This window comes from Acinetobacter larvae (assembly GCF_001704115.1).
Classification (GTDB): Bacteria; Pseudomonadota; Gammaproteobacteria; order Pseudomonadales; family Moraxellaceae; genus Acinetobacter; species Acinetobacter larvae.
In genome coordinates, this window is sequence record NZ_CP016895.1 from 2341485 (window position 1) to 2364239 (window position 22755).

The following is a 22755-nucleotide window of genomic DNA, read 5'->3' on the forward strand; positions in this document are numbered from 1 at the left end:
CCAGATTGTCGTTATGGTGAATGGCGTGAAGACATCATGCGCCATAATGTGATAGATCAGCGTTGCAACTTATTCAGTATTCAGCTTAGGATAGTATAAAATATGCAAACACCACTCTGTTTATAACCAAGCTTGGTTGTAATGAACAGCATTAAAACTACCATTTTTTATTGAACGAACAACATGTTATAAAGAATTATAGGGGCTATTGCAAGGCTGTTTTTGGCGCGTCATGGCTATAAAAAAGACGTCATAGCAATGCCTACCTTTTTCCAACCTTGACTGTTTTAATTTGAATTTGATCAAAACATTATCCTGCCGTGTTTTGAGCTGTATATAAATCAATTTGCAGAATAATTTTGCAGAATAACGAAGTAAAGGACATACATATGCGTTACGTCGATCCGAACCAACCTGGTGCTAAAGTTGACTTTAAAGCACAATATGAGAACTTTATTGGCGGTGAATGGGTTGCCCCAGTAAAAGGTCAGTACTTTGACAATATCTCCCCTGTCGATGGTCAGGTCTTTACCCGTATTCCGCGCTCTAGCGCCGAAGACATTGAGCTCGCTTTAGATGCGGCACATCGCGCTAAAGCACAATGGAATAAAAGCTCCCCAACAACACGTTCTAATTTGCTGTTAAAAATTGCAGATCGTTTAGAACAAAACTTAGAATTACTTGCAGTTGCTGAAACTTGGGAAAATGGTAAACCTATCCGAGAAACCTTAGCAGCCGATATTCCTTTAGCAATCGACCATTTCCGTTATTTTGCGGGCTGTATCCGTGCACAAGAAGGCGGTATTTCCGAGATTGATGAAGACACCGTTGCTTATCATTTCCATGAGCCTTTGGGGGTGGTGGGACAAATCATTCCATGGAACTTCCCAATTTTAATGGCGGCATGGAAACTAGCACCAGCGCTGGCTGCGGGGAACTGTATCGTTTTAAAACCTGCAGAACAAACACCAGCCAGTATTTTGGTATTGGCTGAATTAATTCAAGACATTTTACCGCCTGGCGTATTGAATATCGTCAATGGTTTCGGTGCAGAAGTGGGTCGCCCTTTGGCAACCAATCCACGTATTGCCAAAATTGCATTTACAGGTTCAACTCAAGTGGGTCAGTTGATCATGCAATATGCCACTGAAAATATTATTCCTGTTACTTTAGAATTGGGTGGTAAATCACCCAATATCTTCTTTGAAGATGTGATGGATCATGAGGATGATTACCTCGAAAAAACCCTTGAAGGTTTCTCGATGTTTGCCTTAAACCAAGGTGAAGTATGTACGTGTCCATCACGTGCCCTGATCCAAGAAAGCATTGCAGATCGTTTCTTAGAAAAAGCCATTGAACGGGTCAAACGGATTAAAACCGGTCACCCACTGGATACCGAAACCATGATCGGTGCGCAAGCATCTTTGGAACAACAGAATAAAATTCTAGGCTGTATCGAAACCGGTCGTTCAGAAGGTGCAGAATTATTGTTAGGTGGTGGTGATCGCCAAGAAGTGGGGCAAGGCTTCTATATTGAGCCAACCATTTTTAAAGGGCAAAACAACATGAAAATTTTCCAAGAGGAAATTTTCGGACCCGTTTTATCTGTTACAACCTTTAAAGATTATGACGAAGCAATCAAAATCGCCAATGACACCATGTATGGTCTAGGGGCTGGGGTATGGTCACGTTCTGCACATACGTCTTACCGTGCCGGTCGTGCGATTGAAGCAGGTCGTGTTTGGACCAACTGCTATCATATTTATCCGGCTCATGCGGCATTTGGTGGATATAAAAAATCTGGTATCGGTCGTGAAAACCATAAGATGATGCTAGATCATTACCAACAAACTAAAAACTTATTGGTGAGTTATTCAACCAAACCGATGGGTTTCTTCTAATTCCCTGCAGCGGCTCCTTATCTCCTAATCAAGCAAAGTTCACTTTGCTTGATTTTTTTATCTAAACTTGCATGCGGAAAACTTGCACAAGATCGTAATTCAGTTACAGTAGATTTTTATCACTTATACAATAAAACCATGTCTCAACTTGATTGCCGCTTTCCCAAAACAATTTACGTGATTCAACATATTGCCTTTGAAGACTTAGGCTGCTTTGAAGATATTTTTTATCAACTTGGTTTTCGTATCCGCTATTTTGAAGCGGGTATAGATGACCTCAGCACTGCGCTACAATATACCGGTTTAACCATTATCTTAGGTGGACCGATCTCAGTATATGACACTGAACATTTTCCCTTTCTTACAGATGAGCTGCTGCTATTAAAACAACGTCTCACTCAACAACTGCCGACTCTGGGTATTTGTTTGGGGGCACAACTGATTGCCAAAGCCCTCGGTGCCAATGTCTATGCTGGACTACATAAAGAAATTGGCTGGCATAAACTTACACTGAGCACACAGCAGCCTAATCTACTGACACCGTTAAAAGACCTTAAAGTATTACATTGGCATGGGGATAGTTTTGATTTACCTGAACATGCCGATTTATTGGCAAGCAGTGAATATTATCCACATCAGGCATTTCAAATTGGCAAACAAATTCTAGCTTTACAATTTCATTTAGAAATTGATCCAGAACATTTAGAGAAATGGTTAATTGGCCATTATGTTGAGTTGCAACACACAGGTATCGATATAAAACAGTTACGTGCGGACAATCAAAATTATGCACCACAACTTTGTGATGCCGCCGCAGAGATTCTACAGCAATACTTAAGTCAACTCGACTGGCAACATATTCCGCTATAATACGGGTAATATAAAATAAGCACAGGCAGTATAAAATACCAAATAAACTTGGTTTATCATACACTGTATAATATCTGGGCTTTGTATCTCAATTCGCAATATACAATATTGTACAAAGCCCAAGTACTTTTAATATACAAGTGCTTTTAATATACAAGAGCTTTAATATAAAAATTCTTTTTAATACACAAGATTTCAGTGCATTTTATGATCTGCATTAGGTCTCTTTCATAAATCATTTTATAAGCAAATCAATATAACATCCCAATCGTTAGATGATACGTGTTCAGTGGCATGAATGCCACGGCTGTCCACAGATGACAAGGATGTCATCTGTGGACAGCAAAAGGCCATTGAATAAACAATATACAATGCGGTGATATAATCAACAAAGCATTCCATACATATCACTGAGATTAATAAAAACCATTAAAAAAACAAAGCACATATAATATAAAAATATGCATATTAATAAATATTATATTACATAAAAAACAATAGTTTAATAATATAAAATATCCGCAAATATAATAATTCTATCGATTATTAGCCAAGAGATATTAGACTAAAGTTTAAGGTGGTGATAATACAAGTAGGCATATACTGAATATGTTTTAAGTATTCACCAATGGAATTTGCATGACAACTCCCCATGACGCAAATACAAACCAAATCGCAAATGCAAATTTAACTTTTGGTCAACGCATCAAATCAATTGTAGGTGGTTCTGCTGGTAATTTAGTCGAATATTATGATTGGTATGTTTACTCTGCCTTTACATTATATTTTGCACCGGTATTCTTTCCACAAAGTAGTGGTACCATTCAACTCCTTCAAGCAGCAGTGATCTTCGCCCTTGGTTTTTTCATGCGACCATTAGGTGCGTGGATGATGGGTATTTATTCGGACCGTAAAGGACGAAAAGCTGGTTTAACTTTGTCTGTCGCCCTCATGAGTATTGGCTCATTGGTCATCGCCTTTTTACCTACCTATAATTCAATCGGTCTCATTGCACCGATCATCTTGTTAATTGCACGCTTATTGCAAGGGCTCAGTTTAGGCGGTGAATATGGTGCCAGTGCAACATATCTCAGCGAATTGGCAACCCCGAAAAATCGTGGTTTCTACGCAAGTTTTCAATATATTACCCTGATTTCGGGTCAGTTAATTGCATTGGCAGTATTGCTTATCTTACAAGCAACACTGAGCAAAGAAGACTTACAAGCATGGGGCTGGCGTATTCCATTCTTTATCGGTGCAGTGCTTGCTATCACAGTATTGTGGATTCGTCGTAATATGATTGAAACAGAGCAATCTGTAGCCGCACAAAAGCGTGGTGAGAGTAAAAAAAGTAGTGCCTTTGCATTATTTAAACAATATCCCAAAGAAGCTTTAAAAGTATTTTTCTTAACGGCTGGTGGGACATTGTCCTTTTATGCTTATACCACTTATACACAAAAATTCTTGGTCAATACTTCTGGTTTTAGTAAAGAAACAGCAACAGAAATTAATGCTTGTGCCGTATTGTTCTTTATGATTTTACAGCCTATTGCGGGGCATTTATCTGATCGTTTTGGGAAGAAAGTAATGATTACTTTCTTTGGCATTGGCGGTGTACTCTTTACCTATCCACTATTTACCATGCTATCTGGGACCAATAACCCCTATACAGCATTCTTCCTCATTGCCGCAGGTCTCTTAATTACCACCGGTTATACCTCAATTAATGTGATTGCTAAATCTGAGTTATTCCCTGCTCATATTCGCTCATTAGGTGTTGCCCTTCCCTATGCATTAGCCACATCGATCTTTGGTGGTACAACAGAAGCCGTCGGATTGTTATTTAAAAACTTTAACTTTGAATCTGGTTTTTATATTTATATCAGTGCCATGATCGCAATCTCAGCAGGCACATATATCTTTACTAAAAATCCAGAACAACTCGACAAAGACAAAATCTGAAATTTTACTCACTTAAAATAATATTTTGGCTTGCACAATATAAAAAGAGGCTGTCTCAAAAGGCAGCCTTTTTGCTGTATAATTAAGCCATCTTAAAAAAGGATATTTAAGATGGCTATAAAGACATATCACCAAAACCAACTTCACTTAATTCCTCATAGCTTTGATGACTTGATTCCTGAGAAACACCCTGTTCGCTTAGTGAATAAAGTATTGGATCAAATTGACAGTAGCCCATTAGTAAATGCGTATGATGAATCTGGTCGACCAGGTTATCACCCACTACTCATGCTTAAAATCATGGTCTACGCTTATATGACCAATACCTATTCCTCTCGTAAAATCGAAAAAGCTCTACGTGAAAATATTAATTTCATGTGGTTAAGCAATATGACCATTATTGATCACAATACGATTAATCGCTTTAGAAATTCAAAGTTAGAGCAATGCTTTAAAGACATATTCAAACAGATCGTATTGATGTTAGCTGAAGAAGGAGTCATTACTTTAAAAGAGATTTACACAGATGGCACCAAACTTGAGGCACAAGCCAATCGCTACACCTTTGTGTGGGGTAATGCAATTAAAACCAACAAAGCTAAGATGCTTAAACAGCTAGATGAACTATGGAAGTATGCTCACCAAATCGAAGTTGGCGATCAAGAACCGAGTAAGCTTGAAATCACAGAAATATCATCGCATACGATAGATCAAGTTTTAAAAGCGATAGATGATCGTTTGAATGAACATTCGATTCAACCGGATCAAGCGACTAAAAAGAAATTAGGTGCGGTAAAAAAAAACTTTAAGAATCGACTAATAGACTACGAAGAAAAAGAAAAGATCCTTGATGGGCGCAATTCGTATAGCAAGACTGACCATGATGCAACTTTCATGCGGATGAAGGAAGACCATATGAAAAATGGTCAACTTAAGGCTGGTTATAATGTTCAAATAAGCACTGAAAATCAGGTAATTGTTAATTATAGCGTGCATCAAAATAGTAATGACTTTCCTACATTAAAGCCCCATTTAGAGCAAATGCGTGAACTTTATGGCGAAGAACAGTTTCAAGAACTTGAAGTTATTACCGCTGATGCAGGTTATGGTAGTGAGGAAAACTATCAATATTTAGAACAGCAAGGGTTATTAGCGTATATCAAATACAGCACCTTTGACTTAGAACGTCGTCAACAACGTGGTAAAAAAGCCAAACAGAATTTAAAAAATAAGCAATATCTACATTACAACGCGATTGATGACTATTATGTTTGCCCAATGGGACAACATATGACGAAGATCAAAGATAAACAAACAAAAACCAGTAGTGGATTCATTCAACATATCAGTATTTATGAGGCACAGCGATGCGAAGGATGCCCGCTTAGAAGTAGCTGCCATAAGAGCCAGGGCAATAGACGAATTGAGAGAAACCATCATTTAGAGCATTACAGGACGTTAATGTATGAACGCTTACTAAGTGAAGAAGGAATCGAAAAGCGTAAGCGACGAAGTATAGAAGTTGAACCGGTGTTTGGACATATAAAGTCGAATCGAGGCTTTAAGAGATTCACGCTTAGAGGGATGCGAAAAGTGAATTTAGAGTTTGGATTACATGCTTTAGCACACAATATGATGAAAATGGCAGCTTAAAAGGCTGCATTTTTACTTTTAGAAGTAAAAAGAGGAATAATAAAAATATTTTAAGGATCAAAAAAGAATATGGTGAAAATGAAGATGACTTAAACAAAAAGCCGCCCCATTGAGTTAATGGGACAGCCTCTTTTTATTGGGCTATAACTAGAACTCTGGATTAAACAACTGTAGTTGTTTAATAATTTGGAGCTTTTCAGGGTTAAGGTATTCTGAAACACTATCGCGTATCCGAGCGATAGATTTTTCACGCTCACGTACAATATTTTTATTCTCATCGAACATAAATAATGCCAGTTGGTCTAATACATTTTGAATATAATCCGCCACTTCTTCTGCTGTTTTAAGCCCCTTAAAGAAATAGCAAAGATAGGTTAATTGCTCAAATTGAGTCATTTCAATCCCCATTCCAGTCAATGGGTTAACCAGTACTGTGTAATTACGATGAAACTGGCTTTGTTCTAGTAAATACGTATTTAACTTATGTGCGCGTTGTAACACACTTTCAGAAGCTTGATTATGCTGGCAGGGTTGCATATAGCCACAATGGCATAAGACAACTAAAGCATTCAAAATCTTTTCATAACTTAAATCGGGTAATCGCTGTTCGAGTTCAGCAATACTGATTGCCCGATAGTGCTCTTCAACATAAATCCGCCCAATTTCACTATAGATTTCTTCAATTAAATTAAATTCTCCTAAAATACCCTGAATAGTATTCGGCCAAGCCGCAACGGGTCTGAGCGCTACAAAATAATATTCTCTTAAACGCTGTTTACACTGTAAGGGCGTCAGGATATTTTTACCCCGAATATAAAGATCACGCCTAAATTGTGCAGCAGTAAAATAGTCTCTGCACTGCTCTTTTAAAATTGGATGTTCAATACGATTTAAAAATTCAGTTTGCTCGGGGCTAAAATTAATTTGCTCAACATGAACCAACAAGTCTGTAGTGCCAGCATAACTCAACTTAATTTCTTCAAATAAGCGTACAATTTGCTGAAATGAAAAACACTTCCAATCTTTATTAAAATATTCATGAATTAAATAATTAGGATTCTTTTCTTTTAAACTTTTTAGCTTAGATAATGCCAATGGGTTTTGCTTAATCAACAGTGGATCTTTGAGTAATAATGCCTCGCTAAAATCTAGCGCATCTTGAACATTCTTTACTGGACTATGACTTTTACTAGCATATTTATAATGACTATAAAGTAGCTCTCGTACTGGCATACTTGCAGCCCAACCAGTCTCACAATTATAGCTAATATAAACAATGCCATTAGGCTTAAGATAAGTTCGAATGAACTTTAAAATGATCAGCTGATTTTCATAGCTAATCCAACTCCAAATACCATGTAAACTAATGGAGTCGAATTGCGGTAAGTCGGAGCGATTGAATAACTCCTCAAAACTATCATCAAAATAATAATGCTGGGCATGACTATAATCTGCCAATTGATCTGCGTGGGCCGCATGAGCGGGGTTAAAATCTGTGCCCCAGAAAATACTATCAGATCCAGCAGCATGTATATTAATACTCACACCCTGACCAAAGCCTAATTCACAATGATGATGTGATTGTTGAGAACTTGGACAATCCACACCATTAAGCAATAAACAAAAGCGTTGATAGTTTGGGCTTAAATCACGGTAATACCCGTATGTATAATTGACCTCAGTCTGATAACCATTGCTCCAAGCCATATCCATTTATTTCCCCTTGCTAAACTTAATTTTAAATTTTCACAATGTTGTATTTGTTGTTTAAGTACATTTAGCATTAGGTCGTTCGCATATGTATTAAACAGTGTTTAAAACATAGCAGATTATCAGAAATAAAAACGTTAAATTTTGATGATTAATCAATCAGTCGCATAAAATATAACCAAAAAAAATCCCTCGATGTTTGACATCGAGGGATATGTAATCATGAGCTGGCGATGACTTACTCTCACATGGGTAACCCCACACTACCATCAGCGCGAAGAGGTTTCACTTCTGAGTTCGGGAAGGGATCAGGTGGTTCACTCTTGCTATTGTCGCCAGCACAACTGTTTATGGTGATTTCTGGTCTGATCTGAACATTTTTATTCAGTGCCATACTTTCTTAACCAAATGAGTTATTAACGGATTAGAACTGGGTCTGTATTGTAACTAGAATTTCACATGAATCAAGTAGATTTGATTTTAAATGAATCGAATGAGCTTTATACAACAACTGTTTGGGTGTTGTATAGTCAAGCCTCACGAGCAATTAGTATTGGTCAGCTTCACATGTCGCCATGCTTCCACATCCAACCTATCAACGTCGTAGTCTTCAACGGCTCTTTAGTGGAGATAAACTCCAAGGGAAATCTAATCTTGAGGTAGGCTTCCCGCTTAGATGCTTTCAGCGGTTATCCCTTCCGAACATAGCTACCCGGCGATGCGACTGGCGTCACAACCGGTACACCAGAGGTTCGTCCACTCTGGTCCTCTCGTACTAGGAGCAGATCCTCTCAAATTTCCAACGCCCACGGTAGATAGGGACCGAACTGTCTCACGACGTTCTAAACCCAGCTCGCGTACCTCTTTAAATGGCGAACAGCCATACCCTTGGGACCTGCTTCAGCCCCAGGATGAGATGAGCCGACATCGAGGTGCCAAACACCGCCGTCGATATGAACTCTTGGGCGGTATCAGCCTGTTATCCCCAGAGTACCTTTTATCCGTTGAGCGATGGCCCTTCCATACAGAACCACCGGATCACTAAGACCTACTTTCGTACCTGCTCGACTTGTTGGTCTCGCAGTTAAGCGCGCTTTTGCCTTTATACTCTACGCGTGATTTCCGACCACGCTGAGCGCACCTTCGTACTCCTCCGTTACTCTTTAGGAGGAGACCGCCCCAGTCAAACTACCCACCAGACATGGTCCTCGATCCCGATTAGGGACCAGAGTTAGAACCTCAACATTACCAGGGTGGTATTTCAAGGATGGCTCCATGGTAACTAGCGTCACCACTTCTAAGCCTCCCACCTATCCTACACAAGTAAGGTCAAAGTTCAATGTCAAGCTGCAGTAAAGGTTCACGGGGTCTTTCCGTCTAGCCGCGGGTACACTGCATCTTCACAGCGATTTCGATTTCACTGAGCCTCTGCTGGAGACAGCGCCGCCATCATTATGCCATTCGTGCAGGTCGGAACTTACCCGACAAGGAATTTCGCTACCTTAGGACCGTTATAGTTACGGCCGCCGTTTACTGGGGCTTCGATCAAGAGCTTCGCTTACGCTAACCCCATCAATTAACCTTCCAGCACCGGGCAGGCATCACACCCTATACGTCCACTTTCGTGTTTGCAGAGTGCTATGTTTTTAATAAACAGTTGCAGCGGCCTGGTTTCTGAGGCTGCCAACCGCTCATCCCGCGAGGGGAATCACCGTCAGCAGCGTACCTTCTCCCGAAGTTACGGTACCATTTTGCCTAGTTCCTTCAGCAGAGTTCTCTCAAGCGCTTTGGTCTACTCGACCTGACCACCTGTGTCGGTTTCGGGTACGATTCCTGTGTAACTGTAGCTTAGAGACTTTTCCTGGAAGCAGGGTATCAGCCACTTCGCTAGTAAACTAGCTTGCTATCGACTCTCAGCATAGAGCACCCCGGATTTGCCTAAGATGCATGCCTACTGTCTTCCACCTGGACAACCAACGCCAGGCTGACTTAACCTTCTCCGTCCTCTCATCGCATTACACAGAAGTATTGGAATATTAACCAATTTCCCATCGACTACGCCTCTCGGCCTCGCCTTAGGGGTCGACTCACCCAGCCCCGATTAACGTTGGACTGGAACCCTTGGTCTTTCAGCGAACGGGTTTTTCACCCGTTTTATCGTTACTCACGTCAGCATTCGCACTTCTGATACCTCCAGCAGACTTCTCAATCCACCTTCTTCGGCTTACAGAACGCTCCCCTACCACGTATACATAAGTATACATCCGCAGCTTCGGCACATAGTTTTAGCCCCGTTACATCTTCCGCGCAGGCCGACTCGACTAGTGAGCTATTACGCTTTCTTTAAAGGGTGGCTGCTTCTAAGCCAACCTCCTAGCTGTCTATGCCTTCCCACATCGTTTCCCACTTAACTATGATTTTGGGGCCTTAGCTGGCGGTCTGGATTGTTTTCCTCTTGACTACGGACGTTAGCACCCGCAGTCTGTCTCCCGGATAGTACTCATTGGTATTCGGAGTTTGCATCGGTTTGGTAAGTCGGGATGACCCCCTAGCCGAAACAGTGCTCTACCCCCAATGGTATTCGTCCGAGGCGCTACCTAAATAGCTTTCGGGGAGAACCAGCTATCACCGAGTTTGATTAGCCTTTCACCCCTATCCACAAGTCATCCCCCGGCTTTTCAACGACGGTGGGTTCGGTCCTCCAGTTAGTGTTACCCAACCTTCAACCTGCTCATGGATAGATCACCCGGTTTCGGGTCTATACCCAGCAACTAGACGCCCTATTAAGACTCGATTTCTCTACGGCTCCCCTATACGGTTAACCTCGCTACTGAATATAAGTCGCTGACCCATTATACAAAAGGTACGCAGTCACTCCAATATGGAGCTCCCACTGCTTGTATGCATGCGGTTTCAGGATCTATTTCACTCCCCTCACAGGGGTTCTTTTCGCCTTTCCCTCACGGTACTGGTTCACTATCGGTCAGTCAGGAGTATTTAGCCTTGGAGGATGGTCCCCCCATATTCAGACAAGGTTTCACGTGCCTCGCCCTACTCGACATCATCATATTTGCTCTTTCGTGTACGGGAATATCACCCTCTACGTTTGCACTTCCCAGTGCATTCCACTAAAACAAATATGACTTAATGGGCTGTTCCCCGTTCGCTCGCCGCTACTCAGGGAATCTCAATTGATTTCTTTTCCTAAGGGTACTGAGATGTTTCACTTCCCCTCGTTCGCCTCAATAACCTATGTATTCAGTTATTGATACCTACCTTAAAGTAGGTGGGTTTCCCCATTCAGACATCGCCGGATCACAGGATATTTGCCGCCTCCCCGACGCTTTTCGCAGGCTATCACGTCTTTCTTCGCCTCTGACTGCCAAGGCATCCACCACATGCACTTAATTACTTGACTATACAACCCCAAACAGTCGCTAGCACCTACAAGGAGCACTAACAACATCACAGTTCGAAGGTTCGTGTACTTAAACACTGTACAGCTTCAATCTAAATTCACATACCAAAACGCTTGATTCAGTGTTCATTTACTAGTTCTCAATTTGTCTTTTCAAACAAATCAAGTTGAACAATTTATTTCAGACTCAATTTCTAATCTGTTAATGATTTATCTTGCCTTCGTCAGGTCAAGATACTGTGATAAATCACAGAGGTTAATAAACTTCTGCTTACTAAGCTCTATAATCTTTCTTAGCCTTACTCATCATAATGAGTGGTGGAGACTAGGAGAGTCGAACTCCTGACCTCCTGCGTGCAAAGCAGGCGCTCTACCAACTAAGCTAAGTCCCCAGCTTAAATCTACGAGATTATTTCGTATCTACTCTTCCGTCACCCTCTCACAAGATACCTTGCAAGCATAGTTAGTGGTGGGTCTGACAAGACTTGAACTTGTGACCCCACGCTTATCAAGCGTGTGCTCTAACCAACTGAGCTACAGACCCATCGTAGACACTGAAGAACAACTTGTTGTGGATTCTTACCAATCACTAATCTTTCGTTAAGGAGGTGATCCAGCCGCAGGTTCCCCTACGGCTACCTTGTTACGACTTCACCCCAGTCATTGGCCACACCGTGGTAAGCGGACTCCTTACGGTTATCCTACCTACTTCTGGTGCAACAAACTCCCATGGTGTGACGGGCGGTGTGTACAAGGCCCGGGAACGTATTCACCGCGGCATTCTGATCCGCGATTACTAGCGATTCCGACTTCATGGAGTCGAGTTGCAGACTCCAATCCGGACTACGATCGGCTTTTTGAGATTAGCATCCTATCGCTAGGTAGCAACCCTTTGTACCGACCATTGTAGCACGTGTGTAGCCCTGGCCGTAAGGGCCATGATGACTTGACGTCGTCCCCGCCTTCCTCCAGTTTGTCACTGGCAGTATCCTTAAAGTTCCCATCCGAAATGCTGGCAAGTAAGGAAAAGGGTTGCGCTCGTTGCGGGACTTAACCCAACATCTCACGACACGAGCTGACGACAGCCATGCAGCACCTGTATGTGAATTCCCGAAGGCACCAATCTATCTCTAGATCGTTCTCACTATGTCAAGGCCAGGTAAGGTTCTTCGCGTTGCATCGAATTAAACCACATGCTCCACCGCTTGTGCGGGCCCCCGTCAATTCATTTGAGTTTTAGTCTTGCGACCGTACTCCCCAGGCGGTCTACTTATCGCGTTAGCTGCGCCACTAAAGCCTCAAAGGCCCCAACGGCTAGTAGACATCGTTTACAGCATGGACTACCAGGGTATCTAATCCTGTTTGCTCCCCATGCTTTCGTACCTCAGCGTCAGTATTAGGCCAGAAGGCTGCCTTCGCCATCGGTATTCCTCCAGATCTCTACGCATTTCACCGCTACACCTGGAATTCTACCTTCCTCTCCCATACTCTAGCCACCCAGTATCGAATGCAATTCCCAAGTTAAGCTCGGGGATTTCACATTTGACTTAAATGGCCGCCTACGCACGCTTTACGCCCAGTAAATCCGATTAACGCTCGCACCCTCTGTATTACCGCGGCTGCTGGCACAGAGTTAGCCGGTGCTTATTCTGCGAGTAACGTCCAATACACTTAGGTATTATCTAAGGTACTCTCCTCCTCGCTTAAAGTGCTTTACAACCATAAGGCCTTCTTCACACACGCGGCATGGCTGGATCAGGGTTCCCCCCATTGTCCAATATTCCCCACTGCTGCCTCCCGTAGGAGTCTGGGCCGTGTCTCAGTCCCAGTGTGGCGGATCATCCTCTCAGACCCGCTACAGATCGTCGCCTTGGTAGGCCTTTACCCCACCAACTAGCTAATCCGACTTAGGCTCATCCATTAACGCAAGGTCTTACGATCCCCTGCTTTCCCCCGTAGGGCGTATGCGGTATTAGCGCTCCTTTCGAAACGTTATCCCCCATTAATGGGCAGATTCCTAAGCTTTACTCACCCGTCCGCCGCTAGGTCCAGTACCGAAGCACCTTCCCCCGCTCGACTTGCATGTGTTAAGCCTGCCGCCAGCGTTCAATCTGAGCCATGATCAAACTCTTCAGTTAAAATCATTAGTGACTTAAGGTCACAATTCTGGCTCATCAATTACTGACAAAAAATTTGCTCAAATAAACTTCGAGTAATTCCTACCAATCAATCAATGATAATATTTTCGATCAATCAACCAGTAAAAATCCACACAAGTTGTTCTTCATAATCTCTTAATGATCTTCTTACTACTTCGTCAGGAGTAAGATCAACACAACAAAAAACCCTTCAACTTAAGCCCAAGAGCTAAGTTGTTTAAGCTGTATCGCGTTGGGATGCAGCGTATTCTATAGATTTTAAAGCCGAGCGCAAGCCTTATTTTAAATATTTTTATTGAGTGCTTTATTTTTAGACAAAATGATATTCTCAATATAAAAAATAATTTCCCCTTCTTTGCGTAATAACACTGAAAATTGGCTTAAATTCACCTAACAAAACACACATTATTATCTGAATATCTACATACTTTAGACTATAATCATCAAACAAACGGTGCATGATTTTTCTGTAACATTTTTGTCACATCAAAGACTTACCATGCAAACAAACTTTAAGCCCATCAATGGTTTCCATCAATGTCACAGTACATGCCATTTCAAAATGACTTTCAACATAGCTCTGCAACCTATATTAATCGTGAACTATCATTATTAGAATTTCATAAACGTGTTTTAGCTCAAGCTAAAAATGAAAATTATCCATTATTAGAGCGTTTAAATTTTTTAATTATTTTTTCCAAAAACCTCGATGAGTTTTTTGAAATTCGCATTGCTGGTTTAATGAAGCAAATAGACCTTAAAAATATCAGCAATGCACCAGACGGCATTCCCAATGAAATCATTTTGCAACAGATTTCAGAAACAGCACATCAAGCAGTGGCTGAGCAATATGAAATCTTAAATTATACGATCCTGCCACAACTCCAACATTATTCTGTACGCTTTATTCAATATCAAGATATTTTAGAAAAACATAAGGCATGGATTAAACAGTACTTCTTCAAACAAATTCAACCTGTAGTCACCCCTATTAGCCTTGATCCATCACATCCTTTCCCGCGTTTAGTCAATAAAAGCCTAAACTTTATTGTTACCCTACAAGGGAAAGATGCTTTTGGTCGGCAAATCGAATTGGCGATCGTTCCTGCACCACGCTCACTGCCCCGCATGGTTCGACTACCAGATGAGCTTACTGGTGGCGCTGAACACTATATTTTACTGTCCGCAATTATCCATCAACATATTAGTGATTTATTTCCTGGTATGACTGCTACGGGCTGCTATCAGTTCCGTGTCACACGGAATGCCGATCTCAGCCTAAGTCAAGATGTAACAGATATTGCATTAGCCCTCAAAGATGAGCTGAGCTCACGTCGTTTTGGTCGTGCCGTACGTCTAGAATTGGGAAGTAAAGCACCTGAAGCCCTAAGTGACTATTTATTACAACAATTTGACCTTGAACCCTCGCAACTTTATCGTATAGAAGGACCTGTCAATTTAGCACGCTTCATGGCTGACTTTGATATTCCTTCCTTACATTTCAAGCCATTCCAACCGTTAATCCCGAAAGTACTGCGCCAACCCCAGCGTATTTTTGATGTCCTGAGTAAACAAGACATTTTATTACACCACCCTTTTGACTCTTTTGTGCCTGTTATTCAATTACTCAAACAGGCTGCACACGACCCCAATGTACTTGCCATTAAGCAAACTTTATATCGTAGTGGTGCTCAATCTGAAATTGTGCAAGTGCTTGCCGAAGCAGCGCGTAATGGTAAAGAAGTCACAGCCGTCATTGAGTTAAGAGCGCGTTTTGATGAAGAGTCCAATATAGAAGTCGCCAATCTGCTACAAGAAGCTGGTGCAGTAGTAGTTTATGGCATCGTCGGCTATAAGACCCACGCTAAAATGATTTTAGTAGTGCGTAGAGAAGGAAAACAGCTAAAGCGTTATGTACATTTGGGTACAGGTAACTATCATGCTGGCAATGCCAAAATTTATACAGACTATGGTCTATTGACCACACAAGAAGATATCTGTGAAGATGTCCATAAAATCTTCCAAGAACTGACAGGAATGGGACGCTTGGTACAGTTACAAAAGCTACAACATGCACCATTTACCTTACACCAGCATTTACTGGAGCTCATTGAGCAAGAAATTCATTTTGCACAAGCTGGCAAAGCAGCGCATATCATCATTAAAGTCAATGCACTCACTGAAGCAAAATTAATTGCTGCGCTGTATCGCGCCTCACAGGCCGGGGTAAAAATAGATTTAATTGTGCGCTCGATCTGTTGTTTACGCCCACAGGTTAAAGAACTTTCAGAGAATATTCAGGTACGTTCTATCGTCGGACGTTTTTTAGAGCATACCCGAGTGTATTATTTCCACCATGCAGGCGAAAATAAAGTTTATTGTGCCAGTGCTGACTGGATGGGTCGCAATTTATTTTCACGGGTTGAAACCTGCTTCCCGATCGAGAATAAAAAACTGAAAAAACAGATTATTGAATTTGGCTTGTTGAATTATTTAAAAGACAATGTCAATGCTTGGCAACTCAATGCAGATGAACAATGGCAACAAATACAAGCTAAAGATGGTGAAGCCTTGTTTATGGCACAGCAACAGCTCATTGAGAGACATCAGTTTGAAGATTAGCAATCACACAGCAAGCAGAATGTTACTCATTTCATCATCTACAGCATAGCTCTGACACATCCTAAATATAATATGCAGTTGGATTTGAACACATAGATAAAAACTAAAGCTGAAATGGACTAGATACAGCCATTATCTAAGCTTTAGTCTTTATCCTTTCATTTACCGTTGTTGGGGCGCACTACTTTTAACTTAGCCAGTATTAGTATTTTTAACTGACTCAGTATCCCAAATCTAATACTGCTGTCACCGTGCTAAACCTAGGTATCAACTAAAATAATTGTGCTTATATCTTATATAGGTATATAGGCGCTTTAAATTACTCATTACTGCCTAATACACCCGCTGCCAGCAAACTTTGCAATTGCTGCTGGTCACGATAATGCTGTAATACAGCAAAAGTATGCTGCCCTAATGCTGGAGGCGCTTGCGGATAGACAATTGGTGTTTTTGAAAATTTAATCGGTGAAGCAACCATCTTAAAATCTTTATTTTGAGGATGAGGGATATTGACCACCATATCGCGTGCTTGAACTTGAGGTTCTGCCAGAGCTTCAGCAATATTATTAATCATCCCCACTGGCACTTGCGCTTGATCGATACGGCTCACCCAATATTCGGCATCTTGTGTTAGGAAATGCTGAGCCAATACTGCAATTAATCGATCACGATGTGCCACACGCTGTTGATTGCTGCTATAGTCAGGCAATTCGAGCAAATCGGAACGCCCGATGGCATGACATAAATCTTTAAACTGTTTGTCATTACCACAAGCAATAATAAAAGCCTTATCTTTGGCATCAAAGGTTTGATAAGGCACAATATTGGGATGCGCATTGCCTAAACGTTTGGGGGCATTGCCTGTGAGTAAATAATTCATGCCCTGATTTGCCAATGCAGCCAATTGCACATCAAATAGTGCTAAATCGATATGCTGTCCTTGCCCGGTTCGATCACGTGACCAAAGCGCAGCAAGAATGGCCGTTGCAGCATATAATCCAGTTTGTAAATCCACTACAGCAACACCAACTTTTTGTGGACCACCGCCAGCAAGATGGTCGGCTTCACCAGTGATGCTCATCAAACCCGATAAACCTTGGATGACAAAATCATAACCAGGTTGCTTGGCACGTGGTCCAGTTTGTCCATATCCCGTAATAGAGCAATAAATCAATTTAGGCTGTATGTTCTGTAAAGTCTCATAATCTAAGCCATATTTTGCCAAGGCACCGACTTTAAAATTCTCAATCACCACATCTGCATCTTTAACCATATCATGCAATAAAGCCTGCCCTTCTGCGCTCGACATATCTATCGCGACAGATGATTTGTTGCGATTAGCACATTGAAAATATCCGGCTTGATCGGTCACTGCATCCTGTTCATCCAACATCCACGGCGGCCCCCACATACGGGTATCATCACCCGTTTTTGGACGTTCAATCTTGATGACGTCTGCACCCATGTCTGCCAAAATTTGGCTACACCACGGACCGGCCAAGACCCGACTTAAATCTAAAACTTTTAACCCTGTTAATGCACCCATTTGGCTGATTCCCTTATACTGATTCATCTCATTTTGATGGCTGTCTAATCTTAATGCTTGCCTAATTTTTTATATTCCATAAGACCTGAATAACGATGATTCCTTCGTGTTATTTGGCTTTTACAAGATAAAAGCAGCCTAAGGTGTGCTGCGAACAACACACCTGCGTAATTTATATTGATTCGATTGAATAAAATTAGGTTTCAGTGATCACTTGCAAAACCGAGCAAGCCATCTAGAGAACAGATTGTTCTTCGTCAACTAATTACAAAATGCCGCAATACCCGTTTGTGCGCGCCCTAAAATTAAGGCATGCACATCATGCGTTCCTTCATAGGTATTCACCACTTCTAAATTGACCAAATGCCGCGCCACACCGAATTCATCGCTAATACCATTTCCACCTAACATATCGCGTGCCAAACGTGCGATGTCCAAGGCCTTACCGCAGTTATTTCGCTTAATCAAAGAAGTCCCTTCTACCGAAGCAACGCCAGCATCTTTCATACGACCAAACTGCAATGCAGCTTGTAAACCCAGTGCAATTTCTGTTTGCATATCGGCCAATTTCTTTTGTATTAACTGATTGGCAGCCAATGGGCGACCAAACTGTTTACGGTCTAAAGTATATTGGCGTGCAGTATGCCAACAAAACTCTGCGGCACCCATCGCACCCCATGCAATGCCATAACGTGCACTATTTAAGCAAGTAAATGGACCCTTTAAACCACGAATCTCAGGAAAAGCATTTTCCTCGGGCACAAAAACTTGATCCATGACAATCTCACCGGTAATCGATGCACGTAATCCCACCTTGCCATGGATTGCTGGAGCAGATAGCCCCTCCCATCCTTTTTCTAAAATGAAACCACGAATATCACCAACATGACCTTGTTCGGAGACCTCTTTCGCCCAAACCACAAAAACGTCTGCAATCGGGCTATTGGTAATCCACATTTTGGCACCACTCAAACGATAGCCTCCAGCAACTTTTTGCGCGCGGCTAATCATACTTCCCGGATCAGAACCATGATCTGGCTCAGTTAAACCAAAGCAACCGATATATTCGCCAGTTGCCAGTTTCGGTAGGTATTTCTGTTTTTGTTGCTCAGAGCCAAAGGCTTCGATCGGTACCATCACCAAAGAACTTTGCACACTCGCCATTGAACGATAGCCAGAATCGACTCGCTCAATCTCGCGCGCGATTAGACCATAACTGACATAGTTCAAACCTGAACCACCGTATTGCTCAGCAATGGTCGGCCCCAACAAGCCCAATTCACCCATTTCTCTAAAAATATGCGCATCAACACTTTCATGGCGGAATTGCTCAAGTACCCGTGCTTGCAATTTATCTTGGCAATAGGCATGTGCCGTATCACGAATCATGCGCTCTTCACTGCTTAATTGTTGTTCTAACAACAAAGGATCTTCCCAGTTAAAGGCAACACGTTGTGATTTTGCAGCTTTCTGCATAGTTTGATGTTCAGTCATTTGAATTATTGCATCCTTTGCATCTTGAGATATGTCTTGATGCTAGCCAAGCACATCCTCAAAGGCAAACGATTAATTTGCATAGAGCTATGCGTAAAACGCATAGCTAAAACAACAGGAAGACCCCTTCGAATATTTGTTCGCGACCATAACCATGATTTTGTGATAGTTTCAGGATTATTTTAAAAAAATATTGCATATAAATACATTTTAAACCGACCAAGCATGCTATTTTTAAATATCTTAAAGCTGAATGGTGTGCTGAGATACCTTCTAAAAGCTGTAGTTTTGTTGAAGCGCTTAAACCCTATGGAGCCAAGCCTGATGCGTCGTATGATTCCTTCTTTACAAGCACTGTTGTGTTTTGAGGCAGCTGCAAAGCACAAAAGCTACACCGATGCAGCACAAAGCCTCTCTATGACGCAAAGCGCTGTTTCTCGTCAAATCCAGCAACTTGAACAACGCTTACAACTGTCCTTGTTTCACCGTACTCGACATGGCGTGAGTCTAACTGAAGCTGGCGAAAACTATTTAAAAGGCATTCAACAGCATTTATTGGGGATTGAACAATGCACCATGGATTTAATCTCACACCGTGGTTTGGGCGGAACCTTAAAACTTGGCGTTGTTCCAACCTTCGCCACGAGATGGTTATTGCCGCGTTTATATCGCTTTAATCAAATTTATCCAGAGATTACGGTCCATTTGGAAACCAGTACCAAGCCTTTTTTATTTAGTGAACATTTATTTGATGGGGCAATTTATGCAGGAACCTCATCACAATTGGAAAATTGGCCAGGTGCAAACTTTCATTGGCTCATGTCCGAAGAGGTTCGTCCAGTATGTTCGCCGCGCTTGATTGAAAAATATTTTCCAGAAGTGAACACACAAGACTGCCATAACATTCAACTCAGTCCAGCACAAATTGCTCAATTGCCCTTATTGCAACAAACAACCCGTCCCTATATATGGAAAGAATGGTTTGATGCCGCAGCATATGACTATCCTTATGCCATGGAGGGGCAGCGTCATGAATTATTTTCCATGCTCGCTGTTGCTGCAACGCATCACATGGGCGTTGCCTTAATTCCACAAATGTTATTAGAAAAAGAATTACAGCAGCAAGAACTGGTTATTGCATCGCCCATTCCACTACAAGGCGCGCGTTGTTATTATTTTGTCCACTCAGAACAGCAAAATAACACCCTCGTACAGAAATTTATTGCCTGGCTACAACAGGAAATCGCGCAAACACAACCACATAAGCAACACAGCACTACGTCCAGCCAGAGCAAGTTCGAATAAAAACCTAAAAGCTAGTAACAATGATCAACAGCTGTTAGCTTGGCTAAAGATTGTACGGAGCTTTTATCAGCAATCACGGCTGGCTTGCGTGTTTTTTGTATGCATCCAGTATGTTTGTGCTTAGGCTGCTGCCACCCCCACATAGCGCGATAAATCATGCAGCCCTAATGAAAATTTATAAATGACAAAATCTGGATAATTAGAACGTGTTATTTCTGTGAAAATATTTAAATTTTCATCATTACCATGAATTTCATCAATGCTGAGCGGCAAACTGTCTTCAAATACATCACTTACAAACTCAAAACTCAAATCCATCGCAATAAATAAGGTATGGGCACAGGGCTGGATGTATTGTACTTCATCGTTATTGATGATGGCATGTTGGCAATGCGGGCAATACACATGCTCAGGCATGTGATCAGATTCGATTAACTGAAAAGACATAAGATCTGCAGCAAAATAAAAATAGTTTAAAGCAGTTTTATCTTTATAAAAACTCTTATCCACATAATCTTTGCAAGATTAAGGAATACTCCCATGTCAACTTTAGAAAACGCGATTATCTTGGCGTGTAAAAAACATCGTGGTCAAATCGACTGTCATGGACAGCCTTATATCTTACATCTGCTACGTATTATGTTACAGAGCTCATCCCCACAACAACAGCTCATTGCCATACTGCAAGATATCTTAAGCCACAGTGATACTACGGTGGTTGATTTGATTTCCATGGGATTTAGCAATGAGGTGATTGATGCATTATTACGCCATCAACAAAAGCATGCGAAGCACTAACTTGGCAGTTATAACCTCGTCGTTATCAACCTAGTAACTGTCTTTCTTTGCCTCTTTACCCCACATGCTCAGCTACAAAACACCAACATAGATCAGCAACACAGCTAAGAATATCAATATGCACAACAAATATTGCTAGCATGCTCATAGTATTATATTTTAGTCTGAGTTAACTCAATTATTTCACCATAAACACGTGTTGTTCCCATTCTCATTCGCTCGCCATTAGGAAAATCAATGCTCAACGATTTTGATGATTTTTATTATTTTGCCCTCGTCGTAGAACATGGTGGTTTTAGTGCTGCCGAAAGAGCAACAGATATTCCAAAATCCAAACTAAGTCGTCGCGTTTATCACCTAGAAGAAAGTCTCGGTGTACGTTTAATCCAGCGTAGTTCCAGACATTTTGCTATTACTGATATTGGTGCCAATATCTACCGCCATGCACAAGTTATGATGAACGCCGCACAAGCTGCTCATGATTTGGTTGATCATTTAAGTGTACAACCGCGTGGTGTGATCAAAGTGAGCTTACCAGTCAGTATAGCCCAAAATGAAATTGCTCAGATATTGCCACAATTTTTAAAACAATATCCTGAAATTAAACTACAGCTTTCCGTGAGCAATCGCCGTGTCGATATTATTAATGAAGGGATTGATGTGGCCCTACGGGTACGCTCTAGCTTAGATGATGATCCGAGTCTAATCATCCGTGAGTTTAGTCATATAGAACAACATCTATTTGCCAGCCAAGCTTATCTCAATGAATATGACAGCCCTAAAACACCACAAGATCTGAGTCAACATCGTATTTTAAGCATGGTGGCAGATCAGCTGGATCAGCAAATGGTACTCTATAATACGGAACAATCCACCCAACAACAGATCAAAGTCAAAATCAATCCGATGATCATGGCATCTGAATTGAGTATGCTGGCACAGTTGGTTAGCCAAGGATGTGGTATTGCACTTTTACCCGATACCATTGCATGCGCCTATGTCAAATCGGGTCAATTGGTCCGTGTACTCCCCGAGTGGAAAGCACCACATGGCGTATTCCATGCAGTTTATCCGTCTCGTCGTGGGCAATTGCCTGCGGTTCGTGTGTTTATCGATTATTTGGTGCAAAATTTTAGCAAAGCCTAAAGTCAATACCTCGAACACCTCACTGATAGCAGTGCACTGAAATAGCAACGTACTGAAATAGCAACGTACTGAAATCGCATCAGCCTAAGGCGATGATACCGGACAGCGGCTATACAACGATACGACCTGCTGCCGAGTAAATGCGGTCATGGGCACTGTTTATTGCGACTT

Annotated in this window: 12 protein-coding genes, 2 tRNA genes and 3 rRNA genes; 8 read left to right on the forward strand and 9 right to left on the reverse strand. The window is 41.7% G+C overall.

What is annotated here, in order from left to right:
• The first annotated feature begins 389 nt into the window (after positions 1–389).
• The 4 genes from exaC to BFG52_RS10530 all read left to right on the forward strand — a co-directional run bounded on the left by exaC (position 390) and on the right by BFG52_RS10530 (position 6386).
• Positions 390–1901, forward strand: a complete 1512-nt coding sequence (gene exaC / locus BFG52_RS10515; protein ID WP_067555781.1) for an acetaldehyde dehydrogenase ExaC — start codon at positions 390–392, stop codon at positions 1899–1901.
• A gap of 138 nt (positions 1902–2039) precedes the next feature.
• Positions 2040–2771 (forward strand): glutamine amidotransferase, encoded by a 732-nt coding sequence (locus BFG52_RS10520; RefSeq protein WP_067559459.1) that lies wholly within the window; start codon positions 2040–2042, stop codon positions 2769–2771.
• A 639-nt stretch (positions 2772–3410) separates the two neighbouring features.
• Positions 3411–4733, forward strand: a complete 1323-nt coding sequence (locus BFG52_RS10525; protein WP_067555784.1) for an MFS transporter — start codon at positions 3411–3413, stop codon at positions 4731–4733.
• Between the two features lie 111 nt (positions 4734–4844).
• A complete protein-coding gene (locus BFG52_RS10530; protein WP_067552400.1) occupies positions 4845–6386 on the forward strand; it encodes an IS1182 family transposase in 1542 nt (513 codons plus the stop codon).
• 147 nt (positions 6387–6533) lie between these two features.
• Here BFG52_RS10530 and BFG52_RS10535 read toward each other — a convergent pair whose 3' ends face one another.
• The 6 genes from BFG52_RS10535 to BFG52_RS10560 form a co-directional block, all read right to left on the reverse strand.
• The gene (locus tag BFG52_RS10535; RefSeq protein ID WP_067555787.1) at positions 6534–8099 is read right to left on the reverse strand and encodes a class I SAM-dependent methyltransferase; all 1566 of its coding nucleotides are present in this window, start codon (positions 8097–8099) and stop codon (positions 6534–6536) included.
• Positions 8100–8321: 222 nt separating this feature from the next.
• Positions 8322–8436, reverse strand: a 5S ribosomal RNA gene (gene rrf / locus BFG52_RS10540).
• 186 nt (positions 8437–8622) lie between these two features.
• Positions 8623–11514 (reverse strand): 23S ribosomal RNA (locus BFG52_RS10545).
• A 316-nt stretch (positions 11515–11830) separates the two neighbouring features.
• Positions 11831–11906 (reverse strand) — tRNA-Ala (locus tag BFG52_RS10550).
• A 75-nt stretch (positions 11907–11981) separates the two neighbouring features.
• Positions 11982–12058: transfer RNA gene (locus BFG52_RS10555), tRNA-Ile, on the reverse strand.
• Between the two features lie 57 nt (positions 12059–12115).
• A 16S ribosomal RNA gene (locus tag BFG52_RS10560) occupies positions 12116–13652 on the reverse strand.
• The 16S, 23S and 5S rRNA genes sit together here with 2 tRNA genes alongside, the layout of an rRNA operon.
• Before the next feature lie 558 nt (positions 13653–14210).
• Between BFG52_RS10560 and ppk1 the strand changes: the two genes are divergently transcribed.
• Positions 14211–16295, forward strand: a complete 2085-nt coding sequence (gene ppk1 / locus BFG52_RS10565; RefSeq protein WP_067555790.1) for a polyphosphate kinase 1 — start codon at positions 14211–14213, stop codon at positions 16293–16295.
• A 319-nt stretch (positions 16296–16614) separates the two neighbouring features.
• On the opposite strand, the gene BFG52_RS10570 is transcribed toward ppk1, so the two are convergent.
• Together BFG52_RS10570 and BFG52_RS10575 are read right to left on the reverse strand one after the other, a co-directional pair.
• Positions 16615–17841 (reverse strand): CaiB/BaiF CoA transferase family protein, encoded by a 1227-nt coding sequence (locus tag BFG52_RS10570; protein WP_067555793.1) that lies wholly within the window; start codon positions 17839–17841, stop codon positions 16615–16617.
• 261 nt (positions 17842–18102) lie between these two features.
• Positions 18103–19317, reverse strand: coding sequence for an acyl-CoA dehydrogenase (locus BFG52_RS10575; protein ID WP_169817582.1), 1215 nt, complete (start codon positions 19315–19317; stop codon positions 18103–18105).
• A 342-nt stretch (positions 19318–19659) separates the two neighbouring features.
• On the opposite strand from BFG52_RS10575, the gene BFG52_RS10580 reads away from it, so the two are divergent.
• On the forward strand, positions 19660–20640 hold the full coding sequence (locus BFG52_RS10580) for a LysR substrate-binding domain-containing protein (RefSeq protein WP_067555798.1): 981 nt from the start codon (positions 19660–19662) through the stop codon (positions 20638–20640).
• Between the two features lie 120 nt (positions 20641–20760).
• On the opposite strand, the gene BFG52_RS10585 is transcribed toward BFG52_RS10580, so the two are convergent.
• Positions 20761–21087 (reverse strand): hypothetical protein, encoded by a 327-nt coding sequence (locus BFG52_RS10585; RefSeq protein WP_067559462.1) that lies wholly within the window; start codon positions 21085–21087, stop codon positions 20761–20763.
• Between the two features lie 93 nt (positions 21088–21180).
• Here BFG52_RS10585 and BFG52_RS10590 point away from each other — a divergent pair, with 93 nt between their 5' ends.
• Together BFG52_RS10590 and BFG52_RS10595 are read left to right on the forward strand one after the other, a co-directional pair.
• On the forward strand, positions 21181–21438 hold the full coding sequence (locus tag BFG52_RS10590) for a hypothetical protein (RefSeq protein WP_067555801.1): 258 nt from the start codon (positions 21181–21183) through the stop codon (positions 21436–21438).
• A gap of 237 nt (positions 21439–21675) precedes the next feature.
• Complete coding sequence (locus BFG52_RS10595; protein ID WP_067555803.1) at positions 21676–22584, forward strand: LysR substrate-binding domain-containing protein; 909 nt, start codon at positions 21676–21678, stop codon at positions 22582–22584.
• Positions 22585–22755 lie beyond the last annotated feature (171 nt).

Excerpts from the sequence above, each read along its gene's own strand:
- ppk1 (WP_067555790.1), top strand. The coding sequence starts at position 14,211 with ATGTCACAGTACATGCCATTTCAAAATGACTTTCAACATAGCTCTGCA.
- BFG52_RS10570 (WP_067555793.1), bottom strand. The coding sequence starts at position 17,841 with ATGGGTGCATTAACAGGGTTAAAAGTTTTAGATTTAAGTCGGGTCTTG.
- BFG52_RS10595 (WP_067555803.1), top strand. The coding sequence starts at position 21,676 with ATGCTCAACGATTTTGATGATTTTTATTATTTTGCCCTCGTCGTAGAA.
- BFG52_RS10525 (WP_067555784.1), top strand. The coding sequence starts at position 3,411 with ATGACAACTCCCCATGACGCAAATACAAACCAAATCGCAAATGCAAAT.
- BFG52_RS10585 (WP_067559462.1), bottom strand. The coding sequence starts at position 21,087 with ATGTCTTTTCAGTTAATCGAATCTGATCACATGCCTGAGCATGTGTAT.
- BFG52_RS10530 (WP_067552400.1), top strand. The coding sequence starts at position 4,845 with ATGGCTATAAAGACATATCACCAAAACCAACTTCACTTAATTCCTCAT.
- BFG52_RS10535 (WP_067555787.1), bottom strand. The coding sequence starts at position 8,099 with ATGGATATGGCTTGGAGCAATGGTTATCAGACTGAGGTCAATTATACA.
- BFG52_RS10520 (WP_067559459.1), top strand. The coding sequence starts at position 2,040 with ATGTCTCAACTTGATTGCCGCTTTCCCAAAACAATTTACGTGATTCAA.
- BFG52_RS10575 (WP_169817582.1), bottom strand. The coding sequence starts at position 19,317 with ATGCAGAAAGCTGCAAAATCACAACGTGTTGCCTTTAACTGGGAAGAT.
- BFG52_RS10580 (WP_067555798.1), top strand. The coding sequence starts at position 19,660 with ATGCGTCGTATGATTCCTTCTTTACAAGCACTGTTGTGTTTTGAGGCA.
- BFG52_RS10590 (WP_067555801.1), top strand. The coding sequence starts at position 21,181 with ATGTCAACTTTAGAAAACGCGATTATCTTGGCGTGTAAAAAACATCGT.
- exaC (WP_067555781.1), top strand. The coding sequence starts at position 390 with ATGCGTTACGTCGATCCGAACCAACCTGGTGCTAAAGTTGACTTTAAA.